General features: G+C 56.2%; 21 protein-coding genes, 1 tRNA gene, 1 other RNA gene and 1 pseudogene. 9 read left to right on the top strand and 15 right to left on the bottom strand.

All coding sequences use genetic code 11. The features are described from left to right. Positions 1–4 precede the first annotated feature (4 nt). On the top strand, positions 5–1,405 hold the full coding sequence (gene sthA, locus AB1644_03175) for a Si-specific NAD(P)(+) transhydrogenase (protein ID MEW6050048.1): 1,401 nt from the start codon (positions 5–7) through the stop codon (positions 1,403–1,405). Positions 1,406–1,408: 3 nt separating this feature from the next. On the opposite strand, the gene AB1644_03170 is transcribed toward sthA, so the two are convergent. From AB1644_03170 to dnaX, 4 genes are read right to left on the bottom strand one after another with little or no spacing between them, the layout of a single operon-like run. Then, positions 1,409–3,424, bottom strand: a complete 2,016-nt coding sequence (locus tag AB1644_03170) for a tetratricopeptide repeat protein (protein ID MEW6050047.1) — start codon at positions 3,422–3,424, stop codon at positions 1,409–1,411. 13 nt (positions 3,425–3,437) lie between these two features. Continuing rightward, positions 3,438–4,034, bottom strand: coding sequence for a recombination mediator RecR (recR, locus tag AB1644_03165; GenBank protein MEW6050046.1), 597 nt, complete (start codon positions 4,032–4,034; stop codon positions 3,438–3,440). A gap of 10 nt (positions 4,035–4,044) precedes the next feature. After that, positions 4,045–4,371, bottom strand: a complete 327-nt coding sequence (locus AB1644_03160; GenBank protein ID MEW6050045.1) for a YbaB/EbfC family nucleoid-associated protein — start codon at positions 4,369–4,371, stop codon at positions 4,045–4,047. Positions 4,372–4,410: 39 nt separating this feature from the next. Further along, positions 4,411–6,096 (bottom strand): DNA polymerase III subunit gamma/tau, encoded by a 1,686-nt coding sequence (gene dnaX, locus AB1644_03155; protein MEW6050044.1) that lies wholly within the window; start codon positions 6,094–6,096, stop codon positions 4,411–4,413. A gap of 224 nt (positions 6,097–6,320) precedes the next feature. On the opposite strand from dnaX, the gene AB1644_03150 reads away from it, so the two are divergent. From AB1644_03150 to AB1644_03120, 7 genes and pseudogenes are all read left to right on the top strand, one after another. Continuing rightward, a complete protein-coding gene (locus AB1644_03150; GenBank protein ID MEW6050043.1) occupies positions 6,321–6,794 on the top strand; it encodes a hypothetical protein in 474 nt (157 codons plus the stop codon). Positions 6,795–6,886: 92 nt separating this feature from the next. Continuing rightward, positions 6,887–7,123 (top strand): hypothetical protein, encoded by a 237-nt coding sequence (locus AB1644_03145; GenBank protein ID MEW6050042.1) that lies wholly within the window; start codon positions 6,887–6,889, stop codon positions 7,121–7,123. Then, the gene (locus AB1644_03140; GenBank protein ID MEW6050041.1) at positions 7,009–7,374 is read left to right on the top strand and encodes a thioredoxin family protein; all 366 of its coding nucleotides are present in this window, start codon (positions 7,009–7,011) and stop codon (positions 7,372–7,374) included. Before AB1644_03145 ends, AB1644_03140 begins: the two co-directional genes overlap by 115 nt. A gap of 174 nt (positions 7,375–7,548) precedes the next feature. Next, positions 7,549–7,621: transfer RNA gene (locus AB1644_03135), tRNA-Ala, on the top strand. A gap of 160 nt (positions 7,622–7,781) precedes the next feature. After that, an RNA gene (gene ffs / locus AB1644_03130) (signal recognition particle sRNA large type) lies at positions 7,782–8,047 on the top strand. A gap of 71 nt (positions 8,048–8,118) precedes the next feature. Further along, entirely contained in the window at positions 8,119–8,991 is an 873-nt protein-coding gene (locus AB1644_03125; protein ID MEW6050040.1) for a DMT family transporter, read from the top strand. Between the two features lie 89 nt (positions 8,992–9,080). Beyond that, positions 9,081–9,530 (top strand): annotated as a pseudogene (locus AB1644_03120) (NlpC/P60 family protein). A 38-nt stretch (positions 9,531–9,568) separates the two neighbouring features. On the opposite strand, the gene ligA reads toward AB1644_03120, so the two are convergent. The 8 genes from ligA to AB1644_03080 form a co-directional block, all read right to left on the bottom strand. Further along, positions 9,569–11,581 (bottom strand): NAD-dependent DNA ligase LigA, encoded by a 2,013-nt coding sequence (ligA, locus tag AB1644_03115; GenBank protein ID MEW6050039.1) that lies wholly within the window; start codon positions 11,579–11,581, stop codon positions 9,569–9,571. A 35-nt stretch (positions 11,582–11,616) separates the two neighbouring features. Further along, positions 11,617–12,153, bottom strand: a complete 537-nt coding sequence (locus tag AB1644_03110) for a hypothetical protein (protein MEW6050038.1) — start codon at positions 12,151–12,153, stop codon at positions 11,617–11,619. Positions 12,154–12,155: 2 nt separating this feature from the next. Continuing rightward, positions 12,156–12,923, bottom strand: coding sequence for a tol-pal system protein YbgF (gene ybgF, locus AB1644_03105; protein MEW6050037.1), 768 nt, complete (start codon positions 12,921–12,923; stop codon positions 12,156–12,158). Between the two features lie 5 nt (positions 12,924–12,928). Further along, complete coding sequence (gene pal, locus AB1644_03100) at positions 12,929–13,441, bottom strand: peptidoglycan-associated lipoprotein Pal (protein ID MEW6050036.1); 513 nt, start codon at positions 13,439–13,441, stop codon at positions 12,929–12,931. 195 nt (positions 13,442–13,636) lie between these two features. After that, the gene (tolB, locus tag AB1644_03095) at positions 13,637–14,959 is read right to left on the bottom strand and encodes a Tol-Pal system beta propeller repeat protein TolB (GenBank protein MEW6050035.1); all 1,323 of its coding nucleotides are present in this window, start codon (positions 14,957–14,959) and stop codon (positions 13,637–13,639) included. 7 nt (positions 14,960–14,966) lie between these two features. Then, on the bottom strand, positions 14,967–15,638 hold the full coding sequence (locus tag AB1644_03090; protein ID MEW6050034.1) for a TonB family protein: 672 nt from the start codon (positions 15,636–15,638) through the stop codon (positions 14,967–14,969). Further along, positions 15,635–16,066, bottom strand: coding sequence for a biopolymer transporter ExbD (locus AB1644_03085; GenBank protein MEW6050033.1), 432 nt, complete (start codon positions 16,064–16,066; stop codon positions 15,635–15,637). The genes AB1644_03090 and AB1644_03085 overlap by 4 nt, the downstream gene beginning before the upstream one ends. Next, a complete protein-coding gene (locus AB1644_03080) occupies positions 16,066–16,776 on the bottom strand; it encodes a MotA/TolQ/ExbB proton channel family protein (protein ID MEW6050032.1) in 711 nt (236 codons plus the stop codon). The genes AB1644_03085 and AB1644_03080 overlap by 1 nt, the downstream gene beginning before the upstream one ends. Before the next feature lie 201 nt (positions 16,777–16,977). Here AB1644_03080 and AB1644_03075 point away from each other — a divergent pair, with 201 nt between their 5' ends. Then, on the top strand, positions 16,978–17,214 hold the full coding sequence (locus AB1644_03075) for a hypothetical protein (protein MEW6050031.1): 237 nt from the start codon (positions 16,978–16,980) through the stop codon (positions 17,212–17,214). A 52-nt stretch (positions 17,215–17,266) separates the two neighbouring features. Here AB1644_03075 and AB1644_03070 read toward each other — a convergent pair whose 3' ends face one another. Genes AB1644_03070 through AB1644_03060 form a run of 3 tightly spaced genes read right to left on the bottom strand, consistent with a single transcriptional unit; the run spans position 17,267 to position 21,055 of the window. Beyond that, the gene (locus AB1644_03070; protein ID MEW6050030.1) at positions 17,267–18,394 is read right to left on the bottom strand and encodes a hypothetical protein; all 1,128 of its coding nucleotides are present in this window, start codon (positions 18,392–18,394) and stop codon (positions 17,267–17,269) included. Between the two features lie 13 nt (positions 18,395–18,407). Further along, positions 18,408–19,202, bottom strand: a complete 795-nt coding sequence (locus tag AB1644_03065; GenBank protein MEW6050029.1) for a hypothetical protein — start codon at positions 19,200–19,202, stop codon at positions 18,408–18,410. Beyond that, positions 19,199–21,055: a glutamate mutase L gene (locus AB1644_03060; protein MEW6050028.1), complete on the bottom strand. Its 1,857-nt coding sequence runs from the start codon at positions 21,053–21,055 to the stop codon at positions 19,199–19,201. Before AB1644_03060 ends, AB1644_03065 begins: the two co-directional genes overlap by 4 nt. Positions 21,056–21,507: the final 452 nt, after the last annotated feature.

Genomic DNA, 21,507 nt, shown 5'->3' with positions numbered 1-21,507 from the left:
TCGGGTGACCGACAAATCCTACGACATGATAGTGATCGGCTCCGGCCCGGCCGGCGAGAAGGCGGCCATCGAAGCCGCCAAGATGCGAAAGTCGACCGCGATCATCGAACGAAAATCGGTGCAAGGGGGAGTCTGCATACATACCGGGACGATCCCGTCCAAGACCCTTCGCGAAACCGCGCTCTACATCGCCGGTCTTCGCCAGCGCACCGCGTACGGACTGGTCGGGGGTATGAAAACCGACATCTCGATGCGTGACCTCACCTACCGCAAAGACCAGGTGATTCAGCAGGAGCTCGATGTCATCCAGCAGAATATGGCGCAGCACCGGATTGAGGTGATTCATGGCACCGGCATGATCGCCTCCCCGAACACGGTCGTGGTCTCCGAGGACACGAACTCCAATCGCATCCTCACGGCGGAGGTGATCGTGATCTCCACCGGTACCCGCTCGTATCATCCCCCGCACGTGCCGTTCGACAGCAAATACATTTACGATGCCGAGACGATCATCGACATGGATATCCTGCCACGGACCCTCACCATTGCCGGAGGGGGCGTGATCGGCTGCGAGTACGCGTGCATCTTCGCGCATCTCGGCGTGAAGGTATTCATAGTCGACTCTCGCAAGAAACTCCTGTCGTTTCTCGATCATGAGATCGGTGATGCTCTCGTGTATCTGATGCGCAAGTACGGCATTACGTTGATCCTCGGCGAAGCGGCGGAGAGCTTCTCGGTGGAGAACAACCAGGTGGTGACCGTCACCAGGTCGGGACGGCGCGTGGTCTCCGACCGCCTGCTGTATGCGGCCGGACGAAACGGTAATACTGATAACCTGGGTCTGGAAGGCCTGGGGATCGAGACTGATGACCATGGCCTTGTCAAGGTCGACCAATATTATCGTACTACTGTCCCAACCGTATACGCGGTCGGGGACGTGATTGGTTTCCCTTCACTGGCGTCGGTCTCAATGGACCAGGGGAGACTCGCCGCCATCCACGCGTTCAAGAAAGACAGCGTCTCATGCCTCAATACTCTCCTGCCGTTTGGCATTTACACCATTCCGGAGGTCTCGATTGTGGGAGAAACAGAAGAGTCCCTCACTGCGGCCGGCCACGAGTATGAGATAGGCGTGGCCCGTTATTTCGAGTTGGCGCGAGGCCAGATCATCAACGACCACGACGGTATGCTCAAAATCATCTTTGATCTCAAGTCAAAGCGAATCCTCGGCGTACATATCATCGGGGACCGGGCCACGGAACTGATTCACATCGGTCAGGCCGTCATGACCCACGGCGGGACACTCGACTATTTCGTTGACACGGTGTTCAATTACCCGACGCTCAGTGAAGCTTACAAAGTTGCCGCGATGGACGGTTTCGCCCGTATGCAATACCGTCAGTGACCCTTATCGACCGCTCGGTACTCTCTCTCTCAGCACATTCAGTCGCTGCCGAATGGTAGCTGCCTCCGGTTCCTCGGGAGCCAGGGTGACGAAGCTGTCGTAGTGTCGCACTGCTCGCACCACATCGCCGTTTCGTTCATAGAGCAATCCTTTGATGAGATGAGCGTACGCCGTTGTTGAATCAGCGGCCAGCAGTGAATCGGCTGCGCTTTCGGCGCCAACATAATCAGCGATCCGGTATTTGGCGATCACGTAATCGATAGCGACATCCATATCATGCGGGTAGAGTTGCTTCGCTCTTTCTACCTGGGCCAGAGCTTCGGGATATCGCTGATTGTCGCGAAGATACTGGTACAGAAGGGTCAGATGCTCCTTCTTATCAGGGGCCAGCATCAAACAGGTGTCGATTTGCGGCTTGGCCAGATTGAACCGCTGCAGCTTCATCTGTATCTGCGCTGCCAGCGCCCGTGGCTCGTCCCAGTACGGATTCTTGGCAATCAACGGATACAGTACCCGGAGCGCCTCCTCGTTGTCCCCACTCATAGAGAGAGAACTGATGCCGCGGAGGTTCAGCACCTCCGGCGATTTCACCGGCAGCTTCCATTCCCACTGGTCGGCGCTGCTGAACTCCCTCCGCGCGAAGTAGGCATCACGGAATGACAAACAGGCGGTTCGATACAACGCATCATGCTTATCCAGGTACTCTGTGACATACGGCCCGGCATGATCGATCCTGATATATACCGGCAAGTATGAGAGCGGCGCCATCAGAGCGAACACGGCGACCATGGCAGCAGTTCGTCCGCCCTGTGCCGCTACGATGCAAGCCACCAGCAATGCAACGGGGCATAGGAACGCCGCAAGGCGGGGAAAATCCAGTGGAATGCCGTTGATCGGATTGATGACAAAAGCTGTCACGCTGCCCCCTAAGAGAAGTATCCAGCCGACAGCCGACAGCCGCATCCGCGGATCCATTGCATGTTGCCGTAGTGTCAGCCCTGCGATCAGTACCAGCAGGGGAGAGGCGAGAAACAGAAGTTGTGTGAAATCCCCAAGATGGCGGAGCGAGAACAGGCTGTAATCATTGAACGGGCTCTTGCCGTGCAGAAACAGGATTTGATCCGAGAACGAAAACGACCGGTCTGCGTACCAGTATGTCGTCGCGATCAGCGCGCACAGTAGCAGCGCCGAGGCCGCTATCGCCGTCCGAGCTTGGCGCGACTGCTTGCCCGTGCCGGCGATCGACACATAGACCACTGCCGGTATCAGGTATAGATTCGCGGCATGCATGACAACAGCCAGCGCAGTCAGCCCCCAGAGTATCATCACATGCCTGCCGCGGCGCGACTGCAGCGCGGGCAGCGCGAGCGCCGCAAACCAGATCACAGAAGCTACCAATACCGGTTCGATCCCTGTGTATCCCAAAAGAACAAGGGTGTGGCCGCCGAACAGGAGAATCATGGTTAGCCACACGCACTCCGCTTTTCCCTGAGCAAGCGCCGCCGACAATCTGATCGCACCCCAGATCGTCAATCCGGCACACAGAAAAGAGAACAACCGCCAGGCCCACCACGCGGCTATGTGTGGTTTCGATGAGAACAGACTGGTCGCCTGGAATAGCAAGGCCACGATTGCGGTTGTGCCAAGTTCGTACCAATGAAACACGGCGGTGTTGACCTGGCCTATCTGGCCAATTCGAAGGTTTCCACCGCCGTAGACAAACGAATCAAAACTGAGCAGAATGGCAGCAATGGTCAGAATCGCCAGAGCGACCGGTGCGAAAAGCCGTTTCACAATCAAATTTTGCAGCCGTTCGTGGTGATGATATGCCGCGTGGAGTCCTGCGGCGCACAGCAACAGCCATACAACCCCGTACCACCAGGAGAACGCCCGCCACTGAGTGAATGACCAGTTATTATCAAACAAGCTCCCCCCCAGGAAACGGCCGGCCGCGAAAAGTGCAGCGGTAACGATCAGGAGATACAACGTGCGCCTGGCGAGTGGAGTCCCGTTATCCATACGTCGAGAAAGATCAATACTCCTGTCGCCCTTCAAGAGCCCGTGTCAGGGTGACGGCGTCCGCATACTCCAGATCCGAGCCGACCGGCAGACCACGGGCGATGCGGGTGACTTTCACGCCCAGCGGTTTCAAGAGACGTGCCAAATAGGTCGCAGTAGCTTCGCCTTCGACATTAGGATTAGTGGCGAGGATGATCTCGGTCACCTCCGGCTTGAGACGGGTGAGAAGCTGCTGGATATTCAGATCATCCGGCCCGATACCGTTCAACGGCGAGAGACGTCCGCCCAGAATATGGAATCGCCCATTAAATCCCTCCGCCTTGTCCATGGCGGCAGCATCGGAAACCTCTTCCACCACGCAGAGCACGTCGGATCGGCGTTTTGGATCGGTGCAGACGCGACAGGGGTCGGTTTCGGAAATATTGCAGCAGACCGAGCAAAACCCCACCTTCTCTTTGACTACCCGGATAGCCTCGGCCAGGTCATTGGCCTCCTGCTTGGTCAGCTTGAGGATATGAAATGCCAAGCGGGCCGCCGATTTTCGACCTATGCCGGGCAGCCGTGTCAATTCGGTAATAAGTCGTTCGACCGAATCCGCCGATTGTAACATCATCTTGCTCTCAGAAGGGGAGATTTAGACCAGGGATCTTGAGTCCGCCGGTCAGTTCCGCCATTTGCTCCGATGCCAGTTCCTGCGCTTTCTGGTGCGCCTGGTTGACCGCAGCGACGACCAGGTCCTGCAGCATCTCGACATCATTCCTGTCTACCACCTCGGGATCAATCGTCACAGAGATGACCTCGTGTTTACCGTTGGCGATCACCTTCACCATCCCGCCCCCGGCCGACCCTTCGACCTGCGCCTTCTCGAGCTGGGCTTGGATCTCCGCCATTTTGGCCTGCATCTTCTGCACCTGTTTCATCATATCGCCCAGTCCGCCCATGCCCATCTTATTTGCTCCTTACCGTAGCACCGAAATATATTCTGTTCATTGTACTTTCTTGACGCCGATTACTTCGCCGTCGACTTTGTCGATCAACTGTTTGAGTCGCGGTGACTCCTCGACCAGCTTCTTGATGTCAACCTTCGGTTGCTCGCCTTTGGCGAGTGGCGGGTTCGGGTGTTCCTTTGAACGGTCGATCTCCACTTTCAGCGTGACATTGGCCTTAAAATGTTCGCGTAACGCTCGAATAGTGGCGTTCAAGTTCTCAACCTTCAGCACCAGCTGCATGGATGTTTCGCCGGAGGCGAAGTACAGCAGAGTCACCTGATTGTCCTTAACACTCTTGATCTCCGCCATGCGCACTTGCGAGGCGAGCATCGGGTTCGTGTGCCGAAGGTCTGTCAGGAACCCCTCCCAGCCGGCGTGGACCTGGGCAAGATTCAGTGTCCGCGATGGCTGCGCCAGCGCTTCTGCCGCCACAGTTGTGACATCACGAGGGCCGGCCGCCGCTGGAACCTCGTCTTTTCTCAGCGGCGCGGCCGGAAAAAAATCCGGTACACCACCAGGGCCGGCGGCACCGGAAGCTGCCCCGATCGGGAGCGCGCTTAGCGCTTTGAGTACCTCCTCCAATCTGACGGTCGATTCCATATCGGCCATTCTGACCGACGCCACCTCCAGTAAAAGCCGCTCGTCCAACCCCCCATCCTTGAGATCCCGTATGACCTCCGATGCAATCTTGATCAGCCGGAGCAGATCCCCCACGGAGTAGTTCTGTGCCTGTTTCTGATACTCGGCCAGTTCCGCCGAACCGAGCGGCAGCAGCTCCGCAGACTCCGGGCCGGATGAGAGCACCAACAATGTACGAAAGTGATCCAGCAGCTCAGACACAAAGTCGGCAACATCCACTCCGGCATCGAACAGACGTTTTGTCAAATGAAGCGCTTTGGCCCCGTCCGCCTCGGCCACCGCATTCACGAAATCGAACAGGAACTGTCGATCAACCAGGCCAAGCGCCGCGACCACATCCTGTTCGCCGATCGTGTCACCGGCGAAGGCTGTTATCTGATCCATCAGCGACAACGAATCGCGCACCGAACCGTCAGCCTTTCGGGCCAGCAAATGCAGCGCGGCATCGTCGATGGTAAGGTGTTCCCGTTGTGCTATCGTCCGAAGGTGGGAGGTCAACTCATCGACCGAGACGCGGCGGAAGTCATATCGCTGTGTCCGTGAGAGAATCGTCTCCGGCACCTTGGTCGGTTCGGTAGTGGCGAATACGAACATGACGTGCGGCGGCGGCTCTTCGAGAGTTTTCAGGAGCGCGTCAAACGCAGCACCCGACAGCCGATGGACCTCGTCGATGATATAGATGCGCTTCTTGCCGTTTGTTGGCAGGTAGCGGACGTTTTCACGAAGAGTCCGGACATCGTCCACCCCGGTATTCGAAGCAGCATCGATTTCGAGTACGTCAAGTGAGGAACCGGCCGTGATCTCTTTGCAGGCCGGGCACTCGCCGCAAGGCGTCTGGGTGGGGCCGTTGACACAGTTGACTGCTTTGGCCAGTATCCGTGCGACCGTGGTTTTGCCGGTCCCACGCGGCCCGCAGAACAGATATCCGGAGCCGATCCGGTTGTTCTTCAAGGCGTTGCGAAGCGTTCGGGTGACATGCTCCTGCGCCACAACATCATCAAATGTCTGCGGCCGATATTTTCTGGCCAAAACTGTGTAGTTCATGAATTATCAATATAGGGGAATTGACCACTTGGGGGAATCATATTTTGACCACTGCAGGTATGCATTGACTTCTGCTTCAGTTTGGCGCTCATTGCCTTATGCCAACACCGATCTCGCGACTACTCTTGTCCATTATACTCCTGGCAGGTCTTGCTCCAGCGGTTGCACGGTCTCAATCGTATACGCAAACGCAACGGCTTTGGGACAAACGGGGATTCTATTTCATGCGCCTGGGGTTCCTTGGGTCGGGCACCGGCCATATTAACTCCCAGGAACAATCGCTGATTCCCGGCTTCACGTTCGGCGCCGGCATGGATTTCCGCATCCGCCCGCATTGGTACTGGGGGGTTGGTTTCGATGTCCACCGCGTATATCCGTTTGAGATCGGGCAGCATATGCTCGATGTGTCGCTGGGGGTGAAATACATGCAGATTGGCAAACAAAGCAAGGTCGCTTTCCGCCCCAGCCTCTTCTTTGGATATGGAAGGCTGGCGGTTGTCCGTACAATTGACACCACCTATCTTAACCCTGCCGATTTCATAACCTTCAAAGGGAGCCTTGAGGTGATTTTTTTCAGCGACATGGCAGCAGCGTTTTTTGCCGAAGTTGGTGTGTTCGAGGCATTTGAGGGGTGGGATGGGCGGAATCGTATCAGGTTCGGCCCAACCGCTTTGCTCCGGGCCGGTGTGATGCTGTAGGGCAGACCGCCTGAAAGATCATTGACAGACCTAGCCATATACTCTTTCGTGTCATTAAATCTCAGTTCGAAGCCCCAAAGGAGGAGGTCTAAATGCAACAGATGAAATTGCTCGTGCTCCTGGGCGCCGCTTTCGTCAGTCTGCTGACTGTTGATTGCAATTCGGACAAGATGGTTGCCACCGATGTTTATGTCGGGGCAGATGATTCAGTGTTTTGGGTCAGCAGCGCAATGGTATACGACACCTCCGTCGCCAAAAAGAGCCATTCCGTGGTCTTTTTTCTGTCGACTGGTGTGGATGGTGCCGGAAGCTCAAATCGGAGGTGCTGACCGACAGAAGCGTGATAACCATTCTTAACGCGTCGTTTAATGCAGTCCAGGTGAATCCGGATATCGACAGCCTGGTGCCATATTGTGATAGCCTGGTCACATGTCGCGAGTTGAACAACATCTACGGCATCTCGGGGTATCCATGCGCCTGCTTTTTCAATCGCGAGGGAGACCTGATATATCGATTCCTCGGCTATACTGATGCTGACAGATATGCGAGGATCCTGGACTCGGTTCGCAAGCACCTCTAAAGTACCAGCTGCATTTCCCCAAAAACCGCTTGGCTTGCACCCTGGATTTCATTATCTATTCGCCCGTACGGCACCGGGCTTCGCCCATGCTGTTATTGATTTGTATGTCACCGCTCCTACGATTCAAGGCAGTATCGTCTTGATTCGCGAAGCGGTAGATAGGACGATGTCCTTGGGGCAGTAGCTCAGCTGGGAGAGCGCCACGTTCGCAACGTGGAGGCCGTCGGTTCGATCCCGATCTGCTCCATTTTGTTTTTGTGATGGCTTGTCGGGTTTCTCGTCCGAAGCGGACTCGGAACCCGACCTACGCGGTTTTGTTCGCGAAGCTGACTAGGATGCGATACTGAATTGCTCGAACGATTCAGGGCTAAACGTCTTGAATCGCGAAGCGGTAAAACAGGCAAAGCCTGTGCTAGATGGGGAGTTAGCGGTGCCCTGTAACCCGGAACCCGCTCTACCGGGGTCGAATTCCCACCCGAGGGCTGTTCGGCTGGTGGTGTCCGACGGCTCGAATGCGTTGAGGGTTGGGTCTTGCGCAACAAAGGCCTTCAAACCCCGCCAGGACCGGAAGGTAGCAACGGTACGAAGTTACCGATGTGTGTTGCAGGTTTCCCCAGCCTGAGTTGACGAGTCATACGATTCGCCAGTACGTGGCTCGGAGGTGGGTGCACGCAAACGAAAGCCCTCCGGTGACAGCCGGAGGGCTTCGGCCATGCAAGGTATGAAACTCACGGAACAAGCCGTATGATCCTCACGCGCTTTCTGCTGTTGTTCACCGTCATAATCTGGGGGTGGACATTTGTCGCCACCAAGGTCGCGTTGTCCTATGTCTCGCCCGCCGAACTGCTGGGACTCCGTCTTCTCATAGGACTTCCCATACTTCTGGTAGTAATTGCCAAAAAGAAGATTCGCCTGCATTTCAACTACCATCAGAATATGAACCTCCTGCTCGGTTCGGCTGTCATCACTACTCATTTTCTGATTCAGATTACCGGAATCAAATACACGTCGGCCACTAATACGGGATGGCTGATCTCAGTGACGCCGCTGGTGCTGGCGGTTCTGTCGTATCTGTTCCTCAAAGAGAAGATCGGACGGAATCAGATTATCGGGATTGTTGTCGCTACGGTAGGAATTGTCCTTCTCATTTCGCACGGCGATCTGTCACATATCGGCTGGATGAAGAGCGTGGGAGACTGGCTGGTTTTGGGATCGGCGTTCACCTGGGCGATCTACACTGTCGCCACACGTGATATTTCGCGGGAGCGGAATCCGGTCGCGATCACATTTGCGATTCTCCTGCCTTGCGGTGTGTTGCTGCTTGGGTACATGGCGCTCACTTCCAACTGGTCCCGATTTGCGCATCTTCCATTAGAAGCGACTATTGCCATTCTATTCCTGGGGATTCTCGGCACTGCTCTGGCGCACTGGTTCTGGCAGGAGGGGATCGCCAAGATCGGCGCAGCCAAGGCTGGTTATTTCCTCTATCTGGAACCGGTGGCAACCACGGCTCTGGCAGTTCCGTATCTGGGGGAGCAATTCACGGCCATTACAGCCATCGGCGCCGCGTGCGTGCTCGGTGGCGTTTACTGGGCGCAACGGCAAGCCCGCCGATAGCCCAAGCGCAATTTCCGCTCCGAATCGCACCAGAATCAGGCTAATTGCCTGTTGGCATGACTCGATGTGCTGCATCACGACGGTGGTTCCTACGAACTGCCCTTTCGTATCTGGGGACTCCCTACGTGTGGGGCGGAGATGATCCGTCAGGTTTTGACTGCTCCGGATTTGTGATCGAATGTCTCAAAACGGCCGGGCAGCTCTCTGAGCGCAAAAACCTGAGTGCCGATGGCTTGCTGAAACGGTTTTTATCTCATTCACTTGATTCACCAAGGTCGGGCGCCCTGTTGTTCGCTGTGAATGAAGCAGGTCAAGCGACACATGTGGTGATCTGCCTCGATGAGTGGTTTCAGATTGGAGCATCGGGAGGAACACATCTCACGTCCGACTCGGCTGCCGCCTGGAGGGACAATGCCTATGTCAAAATCCGTCCGATCGTATTGAAGCAGGGTCGGTTTCGGATTGTGGATCCGTTTGATGCGTTACAGGCAGCAGAAGTCGAATTTGCCAGGTCACATCATCCACCTGTCAGCGGATGACAGGACCTGGCAGAACCGTGCTAACTGAGTCAAGCAAACTACAGAAGTGACTGAAACGCGGTCTCGTCGATGATCTTCACGCCAAGTTTTTTCGCGTTATCGAGCTTGGAGCCGGCATCTTCACCGCAGAGCAGGTAATCGGTTTTCTTCGAGACGGACCCCGCCACCTTGCCGCCATTTTTCTCAATCATATCTTTGAAGTGTTCGCGCGGTTGTGACAACGTGCCGGTGATAACAAACGTTTTCCCCAGTAGTTTGCCCTTCTTCGTTGTGGTCTTGTACGGTGGGAATTCGACTCCGCCGCGATGAAGCTTCTCGATCATCCCGCGATTGTGCGGACCGGCGAAGAAATCGACAATGTTCTGTGCGATCTCTGGACCGATGCCGTTGATGTTCTGCAGTTCATCGAGCGAGGCGGCAGCCAGCCGCTCAAACATCCCAAAATGATCCGCTAGGAGTTTTGCCGCGGCCTCGCCGACACCGATTATGCCAAGCGCGTAGATGATGCGGGGGAGACCCACTGCACGGGAGCGTCCGATCCCCTCAAGCAGGTTCTCAGCTTTCTTGTCCCCCATCAGATCGAGCGGAAGAAGTTGTTCCTTGGTCAGGAAGAAGACATCGGCCGGATCGGACACAAGTGCATTACTGATGAGTTGTCGAGCCAGCTTGTCGCCGAGCCCTTCGATATCAAATCCCCCTTTCGATGCAAAATGAATCAGCCGTCCTTCAAGTTGTGCCGGGCAGGCGGCGTTAACACAGCGGTGTGCCGCTTCCCCTTCGGGCCGCGAGATCGGCTCTCCGCATGAGGGACATTGTGTGGGGAACCGAACCGACCTGGCATCCTTGTGCCGTTTCTCAGTTATCACTTCAACAACTTCGGGGATAACGTCACCCGCCCTCCGTACAACCACGGCGTCACCAATCCGAATATCCAGCCGCTTTAGCTCGTCTTCGTTGTGCAGTGAGGCGTTCGAGACAGTCACACCGGACACACGGACCGGTTTCAACTTGGCAACCGGCGTAATAACACCGGTACGTCCTACTGAGAACTCTACATCTTCGAGAATTGTCTCCGCGAGTTCCGCGGCGAACTTCCAAGCCACTGCCCAGCGCGGTGCGCGTGAAACCTGACCGAGCCGAACCTGATCCGTGAACCGGTTCACTTTCACCACCATGCCATCGATCTCGTAATCAAGCGTTGGCCGCAGTTGCGTAAGCTTTTCAAATACCTTCGCGGCATGGTCAACTCCGCGAACCGGTTCGATATGTTCATTGACCCGAAACCCTTCCCCTTTCAGGAAGTCGATCGTCTTCTGCTGGGTCTCCAGTCCCGAAAGGTCGGTAGCGGAAATACCATAGGCGTAAAACAAGAGTGGGCGAGAGGCAGTGATTTTCGGATCAAGTTGACGCAACGACCCGGCGGCACCATTGCGCGTGTTGGCCAGCGGTGGAAGTTCCTGCGCAGTAAGTTTCGCGTTGAGCTTCTCGAAAGCGGAGCGGCGCATGATAACCTCACCACGGACCTCCAGAAGCGGATACATGGCAGCCGCCCTTGCGGACAGTCTGAGCGGGATGTTTTTGACTGTGCGCAGATTCACTGTGACGTTCTCACCGACCGACCCGTCCCCCCGCGTCGAGCCAAGCACGAGCAGACCTTTCTCATAGACCAGTTCCACGGCCAGACCGTCAAGCTTAGGTTCCGTCACATATTCGATATCGGCGGTTACATCAAGTCCCTCGTGCACACGGCGGTCAAACTCCGCAAACTCCTCAGTGCTTGTTACTTTTTGCAGCGACAGCATCTGCACCCGATGTCGCACCGGTGCGAATTTCTTCGATGGCGTCGCTCCCACGCGCTGGCTAGGGGAATCGAGCGTGGCCAGTTCGGGATGCTCTTTCTCGATGGTGACCAGCCGGTCGAACAGCCGGTCGTAGTCGGCATCGGTAATCTCCGGCTGATCCAGCACGTAATATCGATAATTGTGGTGGTTGAGCTGTTGCTTGAGTTGCTCGTATTCGGCCAGGAGCTTCTTGTCGGGCGTGCCACTCATGGCATGAATTAAGGGGGGCGGCTATGCCGAGTCAATCACAATGCGGCGGCCACGAGGCCAAGCGTGCGTCCACGACGCCGATAGGCGGCAATCTCCCGCCCGGCGAGATCATCCACAATTTCCGTCACCCAGATAGCGACTGCTGTCTGTTCGGCAGATATTTCGAGAAGTACCGAGTCGGCCAGCGCGATCGTCTGAGCCGGCGGCTCCTGCGAGAGCACCAGTTTCACAATTGACCGCTCGAGGTTTGTCGATACGACAGGTAGGCCAATACGGCCTCGAAAATCAAGCCAGCGGACATCGCGAGGAAGGACTGCTAATGGTGGGACAAGACCCGATTCGACACGCCAGGCGCGCCTGGGCACGGCCACTTCGATGAACACCAGGCGTCCTTCCTTGTCAAGGTCCAGTCGTACCGGATCGCCGTCGAGAAATGAAAAAAACCGATGGGCTGGATCAAACTGGCCGATCTGCACATAAAGCGATTCTTCATCTCTCTGGTAAAAACCCCGGCCGGGGATGTTTTCGCCGGTCGGGGTCTCGATGCGAACTTGCAGCTTGTCGACTCGCATGGCTACTTCAATTCTTTGAGCCGTTCCTTGGCCTGTTCGGCCTCAAGTGTGCCGCCGTGCTCGTCGATCAGACGCTGGAATATCTTCTTGGCATCCGCTTTCTGCCCGAGCTCCTGCTTGGATCGCCCCAGCTTGTATAAGGCGCGACTGGCGTTTGCCGTCGCCTTGTAGGTCTTCAACAGATACTCAAACTCCGTGATAGCGTCGGAGTATTTCTCCAGCGAATAATAGCACTCGCCGATCCAGTAGTAGGCGTTCTCCGTTGAAGCATGTTTTGGGCATGTGGTCAGAAAGCCACGAAATCCCGTAATGGCCTTGTCGTAATCCCCTTTGCGAACCAACAGGAATGCCTCGTCGTAGGCGTTGTCGCAGTCCGACGACTGGGGCGTAGCGGTTGTGCCTTCGCCACCGTCCTGGGCTCCTGGTGAGCTCTGGATACGGGACTTCGAGCGACTGAGTGCATCAACTTTCGTCAGCAGGTCGTTGTAGTTCTCCAGCAGCTTGGCGATTTGCCCCTGAAGGTCCAGCACTGTCTGCTGCATGTCGTTGCGGAGTTTCTTATCCGCTTCGGCACTGGCCGTGTTGGTGGAATCCATCTGGGCGACCAGCCTTTGCGTCTGGACAGCTTTCTGCTCGATCCGGTCCAACCGGATATTGATCTCTTCGATATCGCGCTTGGTGACGCAGCCGGAGAGAACCACCAGGCTGACAACCGCCGTCAGAACGACGGCGACTATCAGATGTCGTTTGTCGGAGCCTATCGTGTTCATCGTACTCACTGAGAGACGATACGGAACTCGCACCGACGGTTCTTCGCCCAGGCCGATTCATCGCTTCCCATCACTGCCGGGCGCTCCTTGCCGTAGCTGATAATGGAAATGCGGTTGGCCGAGATTCCCAGACCGGTCAGGTAATCCATGGCGGAACGAGCCCGCTTTTCGCCGAGCGAAAGGTTATACTCCACCGTGCCGCGTTCGTCGCAATGCCCCTCGATCTTGACGATCACATCCGGGTATTCCTGCAACAGCGCGTAGTCGGCATCCAGGCCCGCCTTCGCATCCGGGCGGAGATTGTATTTATCAAAATCAAAATACACGGTCTGGAACTGGTCTTCCCGTAGTGTCGGCTTGGGCGTCTCGGGCGGCGTTTCCGTCTTGGGCGTCGTTGTGTCCTTCACCACCGGTGGAGTGACCGGCTGTTCTTCGGCAACTTTCTTCTTGCCACAACCGACACCCACAAGCGCCACCGCCAGTAATCCAACGGCCAGTACAAAGAGTAATTTTTTCATGTGTGCTGATACCTCCATATTAGTCACATAATTCCATGTATGCACTCTGTCAACAATGGTTGAATCTAAACGCCTTGTCCGACAGGGTCAACAAAAAAGGGTCTAAATCAAGCGGCGGTTCCACTTTCGTAACCGAAAGCCCACTAAGCGATTACCGTACCTGTCGAGTCCCGTTTCGGCCCACGGGGTCTAACCTCAACGCATCGGCCCCCAGATCGGGTTTGAACAACTACCGCTGCGCGTCAGGCGTCTCTGATTTCGACCTGACAGGTCCCCGGTATAGATGTCGTCGGTACCAAGACGAGTGGAAGCGAAAATCAACTGCTTGCCATCGGGCGAGAAATGCGGATTCTCGTTCTGGCCCACTTGCGTCAGGATGCGAAACCCTTCACCCGAAGTATCTATCGAGGCCAGATCAAACCGGCCGCTCTTGGTGCGGCTCACAAACGTCACACGGTCGCCGCGAGCGGACCACAGGGGGGAGTCGTTGTATTTCCCCTCGTAGGTCAATCGCTTCACGTTGAAACCATCGGCGTCCATGGTATAAATCTGCGGACTACCGGTCCGGTCCGAGGTGAATGCGATCAGACGCCCATCAGGTGACCAGGTGGGGGCGGACTCGATTGCCGGGTGATTGGTCAGGCGCTTGATGACCTTGCCCGAAATATCCAGCACATAGATCTCTGAGTTACCATCTTTGGTCAATATGCACGCGATCTTGTTACCATCGGGAGAGACAGCCGGCGCCGACACCAGCCCGGGGAAATTGGTCAGTTTGCTTACTTTACCGCTGTTAACGTCAACTTTGAATAATTGCGCATCCCCATCCCGGAAACTGATAAAGTAGATATCCTGCCCGCTCGGTGCAAAACAGGGAGAGATGTTGATCGTCCCCATTTTGGTCAGTTGTCTCTCGTTGGCGCCGTCGTAGTCGGCGATGAATATCTCCTTGGCCTTGCCGATTTTCCTGATATAGGCGATCTGCGTGAGAAACACCCCTCGTTCGCCAGTGAGCGTCTTCACAATGTCGTTCGAGATTCTATGGGCAGTTTCCCGCCAGGAATATCTGTCCCCCTCAAACAGTCCTTTGCCAATCTCCTGTTTGGTCTTGGTGTCGAGCAGGCGCCATCGGGAGCGAAGATTGGCGGCCGGAAACTCCGCTTCCAGTCGCACCAGATACTGTGCTCCGAGTCGCTGCCAGCCCAGCAGGTCCATCTCTTTGATCTCGTATGTTTTCAAATAGAACGGATCGAGGCGGACCAACTCGAAATCGGCGTAGAAATCAAGATCAAACTGGACCACGCCGGTGAGCGAACCCATGATCTGCGAATCGGCAGCGGTGATATACTGGGTGCCGATATATTTCATATCTTCGACCGCGACCGGTGTTGGGCGGACATCTCCCGTGCGAATGGTGTCGAAGAAAATAGTGTGAACGTCCTCATCGTCGCCTTGCGCCCAGGCCGGTGAAATGACGCCGAGAATCAAGAGAGCGGAGAGCCATATCCGAAAGTTCATGTATGCCTTACCTTGGTTCATATTTGAACGGCAATGTGATGCCAATGATTTCATCGCGGAACTCGCGCGGAAGGGGTGGAAACGGCGAGGAGCGGTCCACTGCCGCCAGACAAGCGTCATCAAATGCAGTTATACCGGAAGATTTCTGCACTCTGTTCTCAGCGACTCTCCCGGAGCGGATGACCTCGAAATAGACAACGCACACAATCACGCCATCGGCATCCACCGGGTTGCGCCAGTTGGACTGGATTTTGATGAATGCCTGCTCGAACCAGTAAGGGTACGTGAACGAGCTATTGCTTATCGTTGCTCCGGCGAACGGTGAGTCTTTACCAACTCCTTCTATCTCAGTCGACTGCGCCAGCTCTGCCGCACTCGGCTCGTGAATGACCCGCTTCGGTGGTTTGGTAGCCTGCTTTGGCTTGGTTGCGGGCTTCTTCTTCGGCTGCTTGGGGTCCGTAATAGGTACTGCGGCCGGTATAGTTGGTGCGGTCACCGCAGGGCCGACGGCCACCTGCGGCGCGGGCCTCATTGGCGGTGGGCCGGTGAGAGTGACACGGATTACCTCATCCATGTGGAGCGGCTTACGGAAATCGAACGGCTTGGAGACCGTCAGCGCCGCTACCGCCGCGACATGCAGCATAAGTGCGAATATGATGTCCCGCTTGAGTACGATCATTTCTTCAGCTTCTTCTGTCCCTTGTCCTGATGGGCGGTCACCAGCCCGATCTGCTCTATCCCCATTTCCTTGATCCGTCCGATGATGTCGATAGCCAGGCCATACGGGACCGACGAATCACCACGGATATACACGGCGCTCGTGTTCTTGGCTTTTATCTCTTTATCCAGCGCTTCTTCGAACTTGTCCATCCGCGACCAGACATCGTTGATATACACTCCTCCCTTGGCATCCATGGTAATGACAACCCCCTCGCGTTCTTCCTCGGCGGCGGCCGCCTTGGTCTTGGGCAGGTTGACCTCGATGCCGGACTGAAGCAACGGCGCGGAGATCATGAATATGATCAAGAGCACCAGCACCACGTCGACAAGGTTGGCGATGTTGATATCGGCCATCGACCGATAGGTCCGATGAGGAGGGCGACGCATCAGAACAGTTCCTTCTTGGCGCGGGCCAGAAACTCCAGGATGAACCCGCCCGCCTTGTCGTTGAGGAATTTGGTCTTGTTGTTGGCCCAGTTGTAGGCAATGACCGCCGGGATGGCGGCGCCGAGACCGACAATTGTGGCCAGCAGCGCTTCGGCAATGCCGGGTGCCACGATGGCCAGCGAGGCGTTTCCGCGCTCGCCGATTGACCAGAATGAATCCATAATGCCGACCACCGTGCCGAGCAGGCCCATGAACGGAGCCGCCGATGACGTCGTGGCAAGGAATACCACCAGCCGTTCCATCTTGCCCATTTCATCGGTCATCGTCTTCTCCATGGTCATTTCAAGCACGTCGAAGTCATTACTATCGAGCGGCGTGAAACTTTCCGGCTTGCCGCCGGTCTTACGGTTCACCAGCGTCACCAGTTCCTGTACGCCGGCGGCATAGATACCGGCCAACGGTGCGTGGGGGAACAGCTTGATCTGGTCGACGGCATCACCGATGCGCCTCGCTTTGCGGAACATGTTCAGAAAGCGCTCGTTGTCCCGGTCAACCGACCGGAACTGCCGCCATTTGTTCAGTATCACCACCCACGAGGTGACCGACATGAACAGAAGGACGGCGAGGATGAACCCGCCGAAGGCGGAGGTCTCCCCGATTATTTCCCACAGCGAGCCGGAAAACAGGCTCGCAAGAATGAGCTTTGGCATCTATTATCACTCTCTTGCCGAAGGAGTTACATTGCTTATACGCAGCCTGTTGGGCAAACTTTCCCCAACACAGCATAATAGACGCGCCGTATGGGAGCGTCAACTAAAACCGCCCTTCTGTGTTGTCTTGGCGGCCGAATATTAAACTTGACCGGTAGAACCCAAGCCCGTTATTAGAGGCTCAGGAGGGGTGGTGGTTACATGAGAAGCTTAATAGTCATCATTGTCGGTTTGTTGCTCGTGCTTATTCTGGGATGTGGTACCAAGGATGGTTCCGGAAAGGACCAGACTTCGGCGGCCGGACATCCCGACGAGTTCCGCGATAGTACGCGGCTCGATCCGGCGGCGGTGCGAGTGGATAGTTCGCTGCTCGACAGCGCAGATTTTGCCCCCGCTGGTCCGGTAGATACGGTCGAGTCGCCCGACAGCCCCGAATAACAAAACCCTCCCTTGTGGAGAGGGTTTCACACCGAATTCTTTCTGCGGCTTTTCAGCCTTCAATCATCTCAACATTGGCACGCGGGACAACCGCACGGGAACCGTCGTCAAATTCCACTTCGAGAATGCGCGCTTTGGACTCGGATTCCAGGACGGTCAATGGTGACGGCAGGTCGGTCACCTTGCCCAGTCGTCCGAAATGAGGATGTCGGATGACGCGAATCGGGGATCCCACTTTCAGTCCCTCGGTCTGCCCAGCCACTGCCTCAGCTTTGATATTCGACTCCGCAACCGCCGGAATGACGACTTCCGGCCGGATCACGCCGGCCCGGATTTGCGTTGCCCCGTTGATGCAGGCCATTTCTCCTTCGTGCTTCTTCAGCAAATCGAACGTCTTCTGCGCCATGTTGATCTGGCCGAACCCTTCGGTCACCACCAGCGTGGTGCCGATATCCTCCGAGCCGGTGATCGCCACGCCAATATCGTAGCCGAGGAAATCGCGAAGGTCCTTGTCGTCAAATCCACCGACCACCACGCCGTGGACGCCGACGGCGATCGCCTTCTTGAGGCCATCGGCCGTCACCAGCGAGCCGCCGACTATAACCTTTCCCTTGTGACTTTCGGTGATGAGTTTTTCGGTGAGCACGGTATTCGGGTCCGGGACCACCACCTGCAAGGCGCCGAACGTCTCGCCGCCGATACCGAAAATCCCCTGGACGAAACTGGCCACGCACGCCACCACCACCCCCTCTTTCGGGATCACCTCCAGCACCTCGCCCGAGATATATGCTTTCACTTCAACCGGGGTCGGCTCTCCGCGCAGGAGCACCTGGCCGGTTACGTGCGAGATCGATTCAATGGTGCCGTCGATCGTGGCCTGACATTCGTTCTTGAACAGGCCGAACAACGACTTGGAGATAGCAATCACCTCGCCGTTCTTGATTCCATCGCCGACTTTCTTCATCATGACGGTACCGATGTCTTCCGGCGGGATACCCAGCTTATTGGCAATGTTCAGCGGCACGACATTGCCGGGCAGATGGGTCCGGGCAACCACATCGCTCGGCTTGACCCTGTCGCCCGTCTTGACGACCACCTCTCCCTTGAGAGGGAGAATACGGTTCTTCTTGACGAGTAGTTTCTCGGTGACTTTCAGTCCCGGCGTATACGCATGACCCATGGGGGTATTCCTCTTAGTGCTGGAGATTCTGCTCCGCTTCGCGGCGTTTCCGTCTGCGACGAGCCATCACGATGATCAGGATGATGACAACAAAAATGCCGCCACCAAACAGGCCTCGGCGTTTCGTCGAGCTGCCGTCCGAGGTATCGCTCGTTTTCTTGGAGTCCGCCAGACGCAATTCCTCTTTCGGCATGGCAGCTTGAATATTTTCCGTCGAGAATGACGCCAGAATGTCCCTGAACACGGGAGTGACCCGTGCGAACAGAGAATCCGGCGCATAGAAATAGAAATTGGCCGTACCGCCGGGGTAAAACTTGACCGCGAGCAGGCTTTTTCGAAGCGGCTGATTCAACTCTCGTATGTCCGAAAGGATAGTCACAAGATGGGCGGAAGCGTCATATCTCGGTTCAGCCACGGTCAACCCGGTCAACGGATCGCCGCTCGTTGTGCGGTTGATCGGCGCGCCGAACCCTTTGGACAGATCATCGAGCACTGAGTCAATCTGCCGATCGGTCAGATTGCCGATCGTGTCGACAGTGAGAATAAGATACGGACCATCGCTGAACGGAACCTGGTCGGCCGGCGCGAACACGGCCTCGTATTGAAACGTCTGCTGGCCCGCGTTGGACTGCGCCAGGAAATAATCTACGGTCAGGAAATCGACCTGCTTCCAATCGGCGGGATAAGAGATGTAGAACTTGCCGTTCAGGCTGACGAAGTTGGTTGCTTGGGAAGGGGAAGCAGCCGCTGATAGTGCCGCTGCAACAAGCAGCGAGATTGTCACGATAGCTCTGGGGTGGCGCGTCATTTTCCCCAATCTCCTTCCGGATATATGTTCAATTCCAGAATCCACTTCTTCAGATAGGTGACGCGGTCTTGCTCGGACAGCGATGACAAATCGAACGGCCGACCGCGGCCGTCGAGGATGACGCCGACCACCCCACCATGCAGTTCTCGCTCCACCTTGACACCCTTGCCGCCGCCCACATCGTAGTTCCGTTCCGGTTCGAACGTTGCCTTCACGGTTTGCGGCAGCCTGTTCGACTGCAAGCCAAGCTTGAATAGCTTCATTTCCAAATGACTGAGTGTGCCGTTGACCGTGCCGCCCGGTAACTCGATACAGTATTTCATCACCGGTCCCGGCTTTTTCGTAGTGCCGGAGGGCGCTATGCAGGTCCCCAGATGAATCAGGCAGTCTTTTTCGAATACTTCGGTAGCCGCTTTCGGCTGCACCTCGGTCAGCACGCCGAGCTGCGGCATCATAAAGATGGAATCGACCGCCAGGCGCGTCACTCCTTCGGGAAGGAACGAATCGATCATCATCAGGGCCGACTGTTGCCGACGCGGCGCGTGTGAAAGCACGCCGCCCGAGCCGATCAGCATGTTGAGGGTCATCATATTGACGATTGAGGCGCCCGATGATGACTGCTCGAAAGCGTCGGCGATCGTTCGCTGCTGTTGCACCCCTTTCAAAACTGTCGCAAAACTCTTGTGCTGGATAAACGCCAGTCGAAGCGCTTCGCGTGCAATCGCCTGCTCGAAGATCAGCTCTTCCATCGATTGCGGGATAGTGGTCGGTCGGATCATCTTGTTCTTCACGCGGTTGCGAAGGTCCCGCTCGTCCATCGGAAACGGCACCCACCGCATCACCATCGGCAGCGTAGCCTCGGCGAACACGTTGGAGATAGAGTACGACATGCCCAGGTTGGCCGAGACCGTCCGGTTGAATACCGGCGTCTTGCTGTCCGGACGAAATACTGAGAAGACATCAGTGGTAGCGCCGCCGATATCGACACCAACCGCTTCGATATTGTAAATGTCTGCAATGGTCTGTATAATGAGCCCCACCGCACCGGGAGTCGGCATAATCGGCGCGTCGGTCCAGGACATCAGCTTGCGATAGCCGGGTGCCTGGGCCATGACGTGTTCCATAAACAGTTCATGGATCTCTTCACGGGCCGGACCAAGGTTTTCGCGCTCCAGGACCGGGCGGAGGTTCGGGACCACTTTCAGATCAACTTTGTCTGACAGCGCTTCCTTGACCGGCTCGGTTGCATCTTTATTACCCGCATAGATGACCGGCAGTTTGTAGCCAGAGCCGAGTCTGGGACGCGGGTCGGCCGCAGAAACAAGTTCAGCGATCTCTACCACGTGCGTAGTTGTACCGCCGTCAATTCCGCCCGACAAGAGAATCATGTCCGGTCGTAGATGCCGTATCCGCTCGATTTGCTGGTGCGGCAGCCGCTTGTCGTTCGATGCGATCACGTCCATCACGATGGCCCCTGCGCCAAGTGCCGCCCGTTCAGCCGACTCGGCCGTCATAGAACGCACCACGCCTGCCACCATCATCTGTAGCCCACCCCCTGCCGACGATGTGGATATGTAAACGTCGGTTCCCTCTTTTCCATTTGCCGGCGTGATGAACCGTCCCTGATCGTCAAGCAACTTCCTGCCCGAGAGCTCCTCCAACTCCGCGACCGCATTAAGTACTCCCATGGTGACATCTTCAAATGGAGCTTCGACTGTCGTCGGTGCCTCGCCTCGCGAGAGCAGGCGGTATTCGCCGTTGAGGTATTCTATGAGAATTGCTTTCGTGGTGGTCGAACCGCAATCGGTCGCAACAATGACTTTGATTTCCTCGGGACTCGCAAACTTGGCCATCGGTTATATATCTCGCTTTGCTGCCTTCACAATACTCCACGCCTGGCGCGACCACAGGTCCTTTGCATGGACGGTCTCGGTCTGGCAGGGTGACCGAGCCGTCCAGTATACGCATGCCTCCAGAAATTGTAAAGCGGCAACTTGCGTAGAATCAGTCATGAACGCTCCAGGCTCTGGTTCGATATCTGAACTGTAGCGTCTATGGAAGTTTCACTTTCTCAGTGCGTACCGTCCACGAAACGGCGGTTCCAATTCGGTGTATGACAAGTTAGTGCGTCGATTTAGTCCTTGACTTGAGCAGTGGCCGCCGATAGATTTGCCCGACGCTGCTTGGAGCGTGGCCGAATCCTCATCGGCTGCCGCAATTCCTGCGTCAGATGATACCGACGACTGAACATATGCTGACCGCAGTTCGTCAGCAAAGGGTATACTGTTGTTTGTTTGCGACGAAA

It is taken from the genome of Candidatus Zixiibacteriota bacterium, from assembly GCA_040753875.1.
In the GTDB taxonomy this organism is placed as follows: domain Bacteria; phylum Zixibacteria; class MSB-5A5; order GN15; family FEB-12; genus DATKJY01.
Note: the sequence above shows the minus strand (reverse complement) of the source record. Positions and strands in the feature narration are given on the sequence as shown.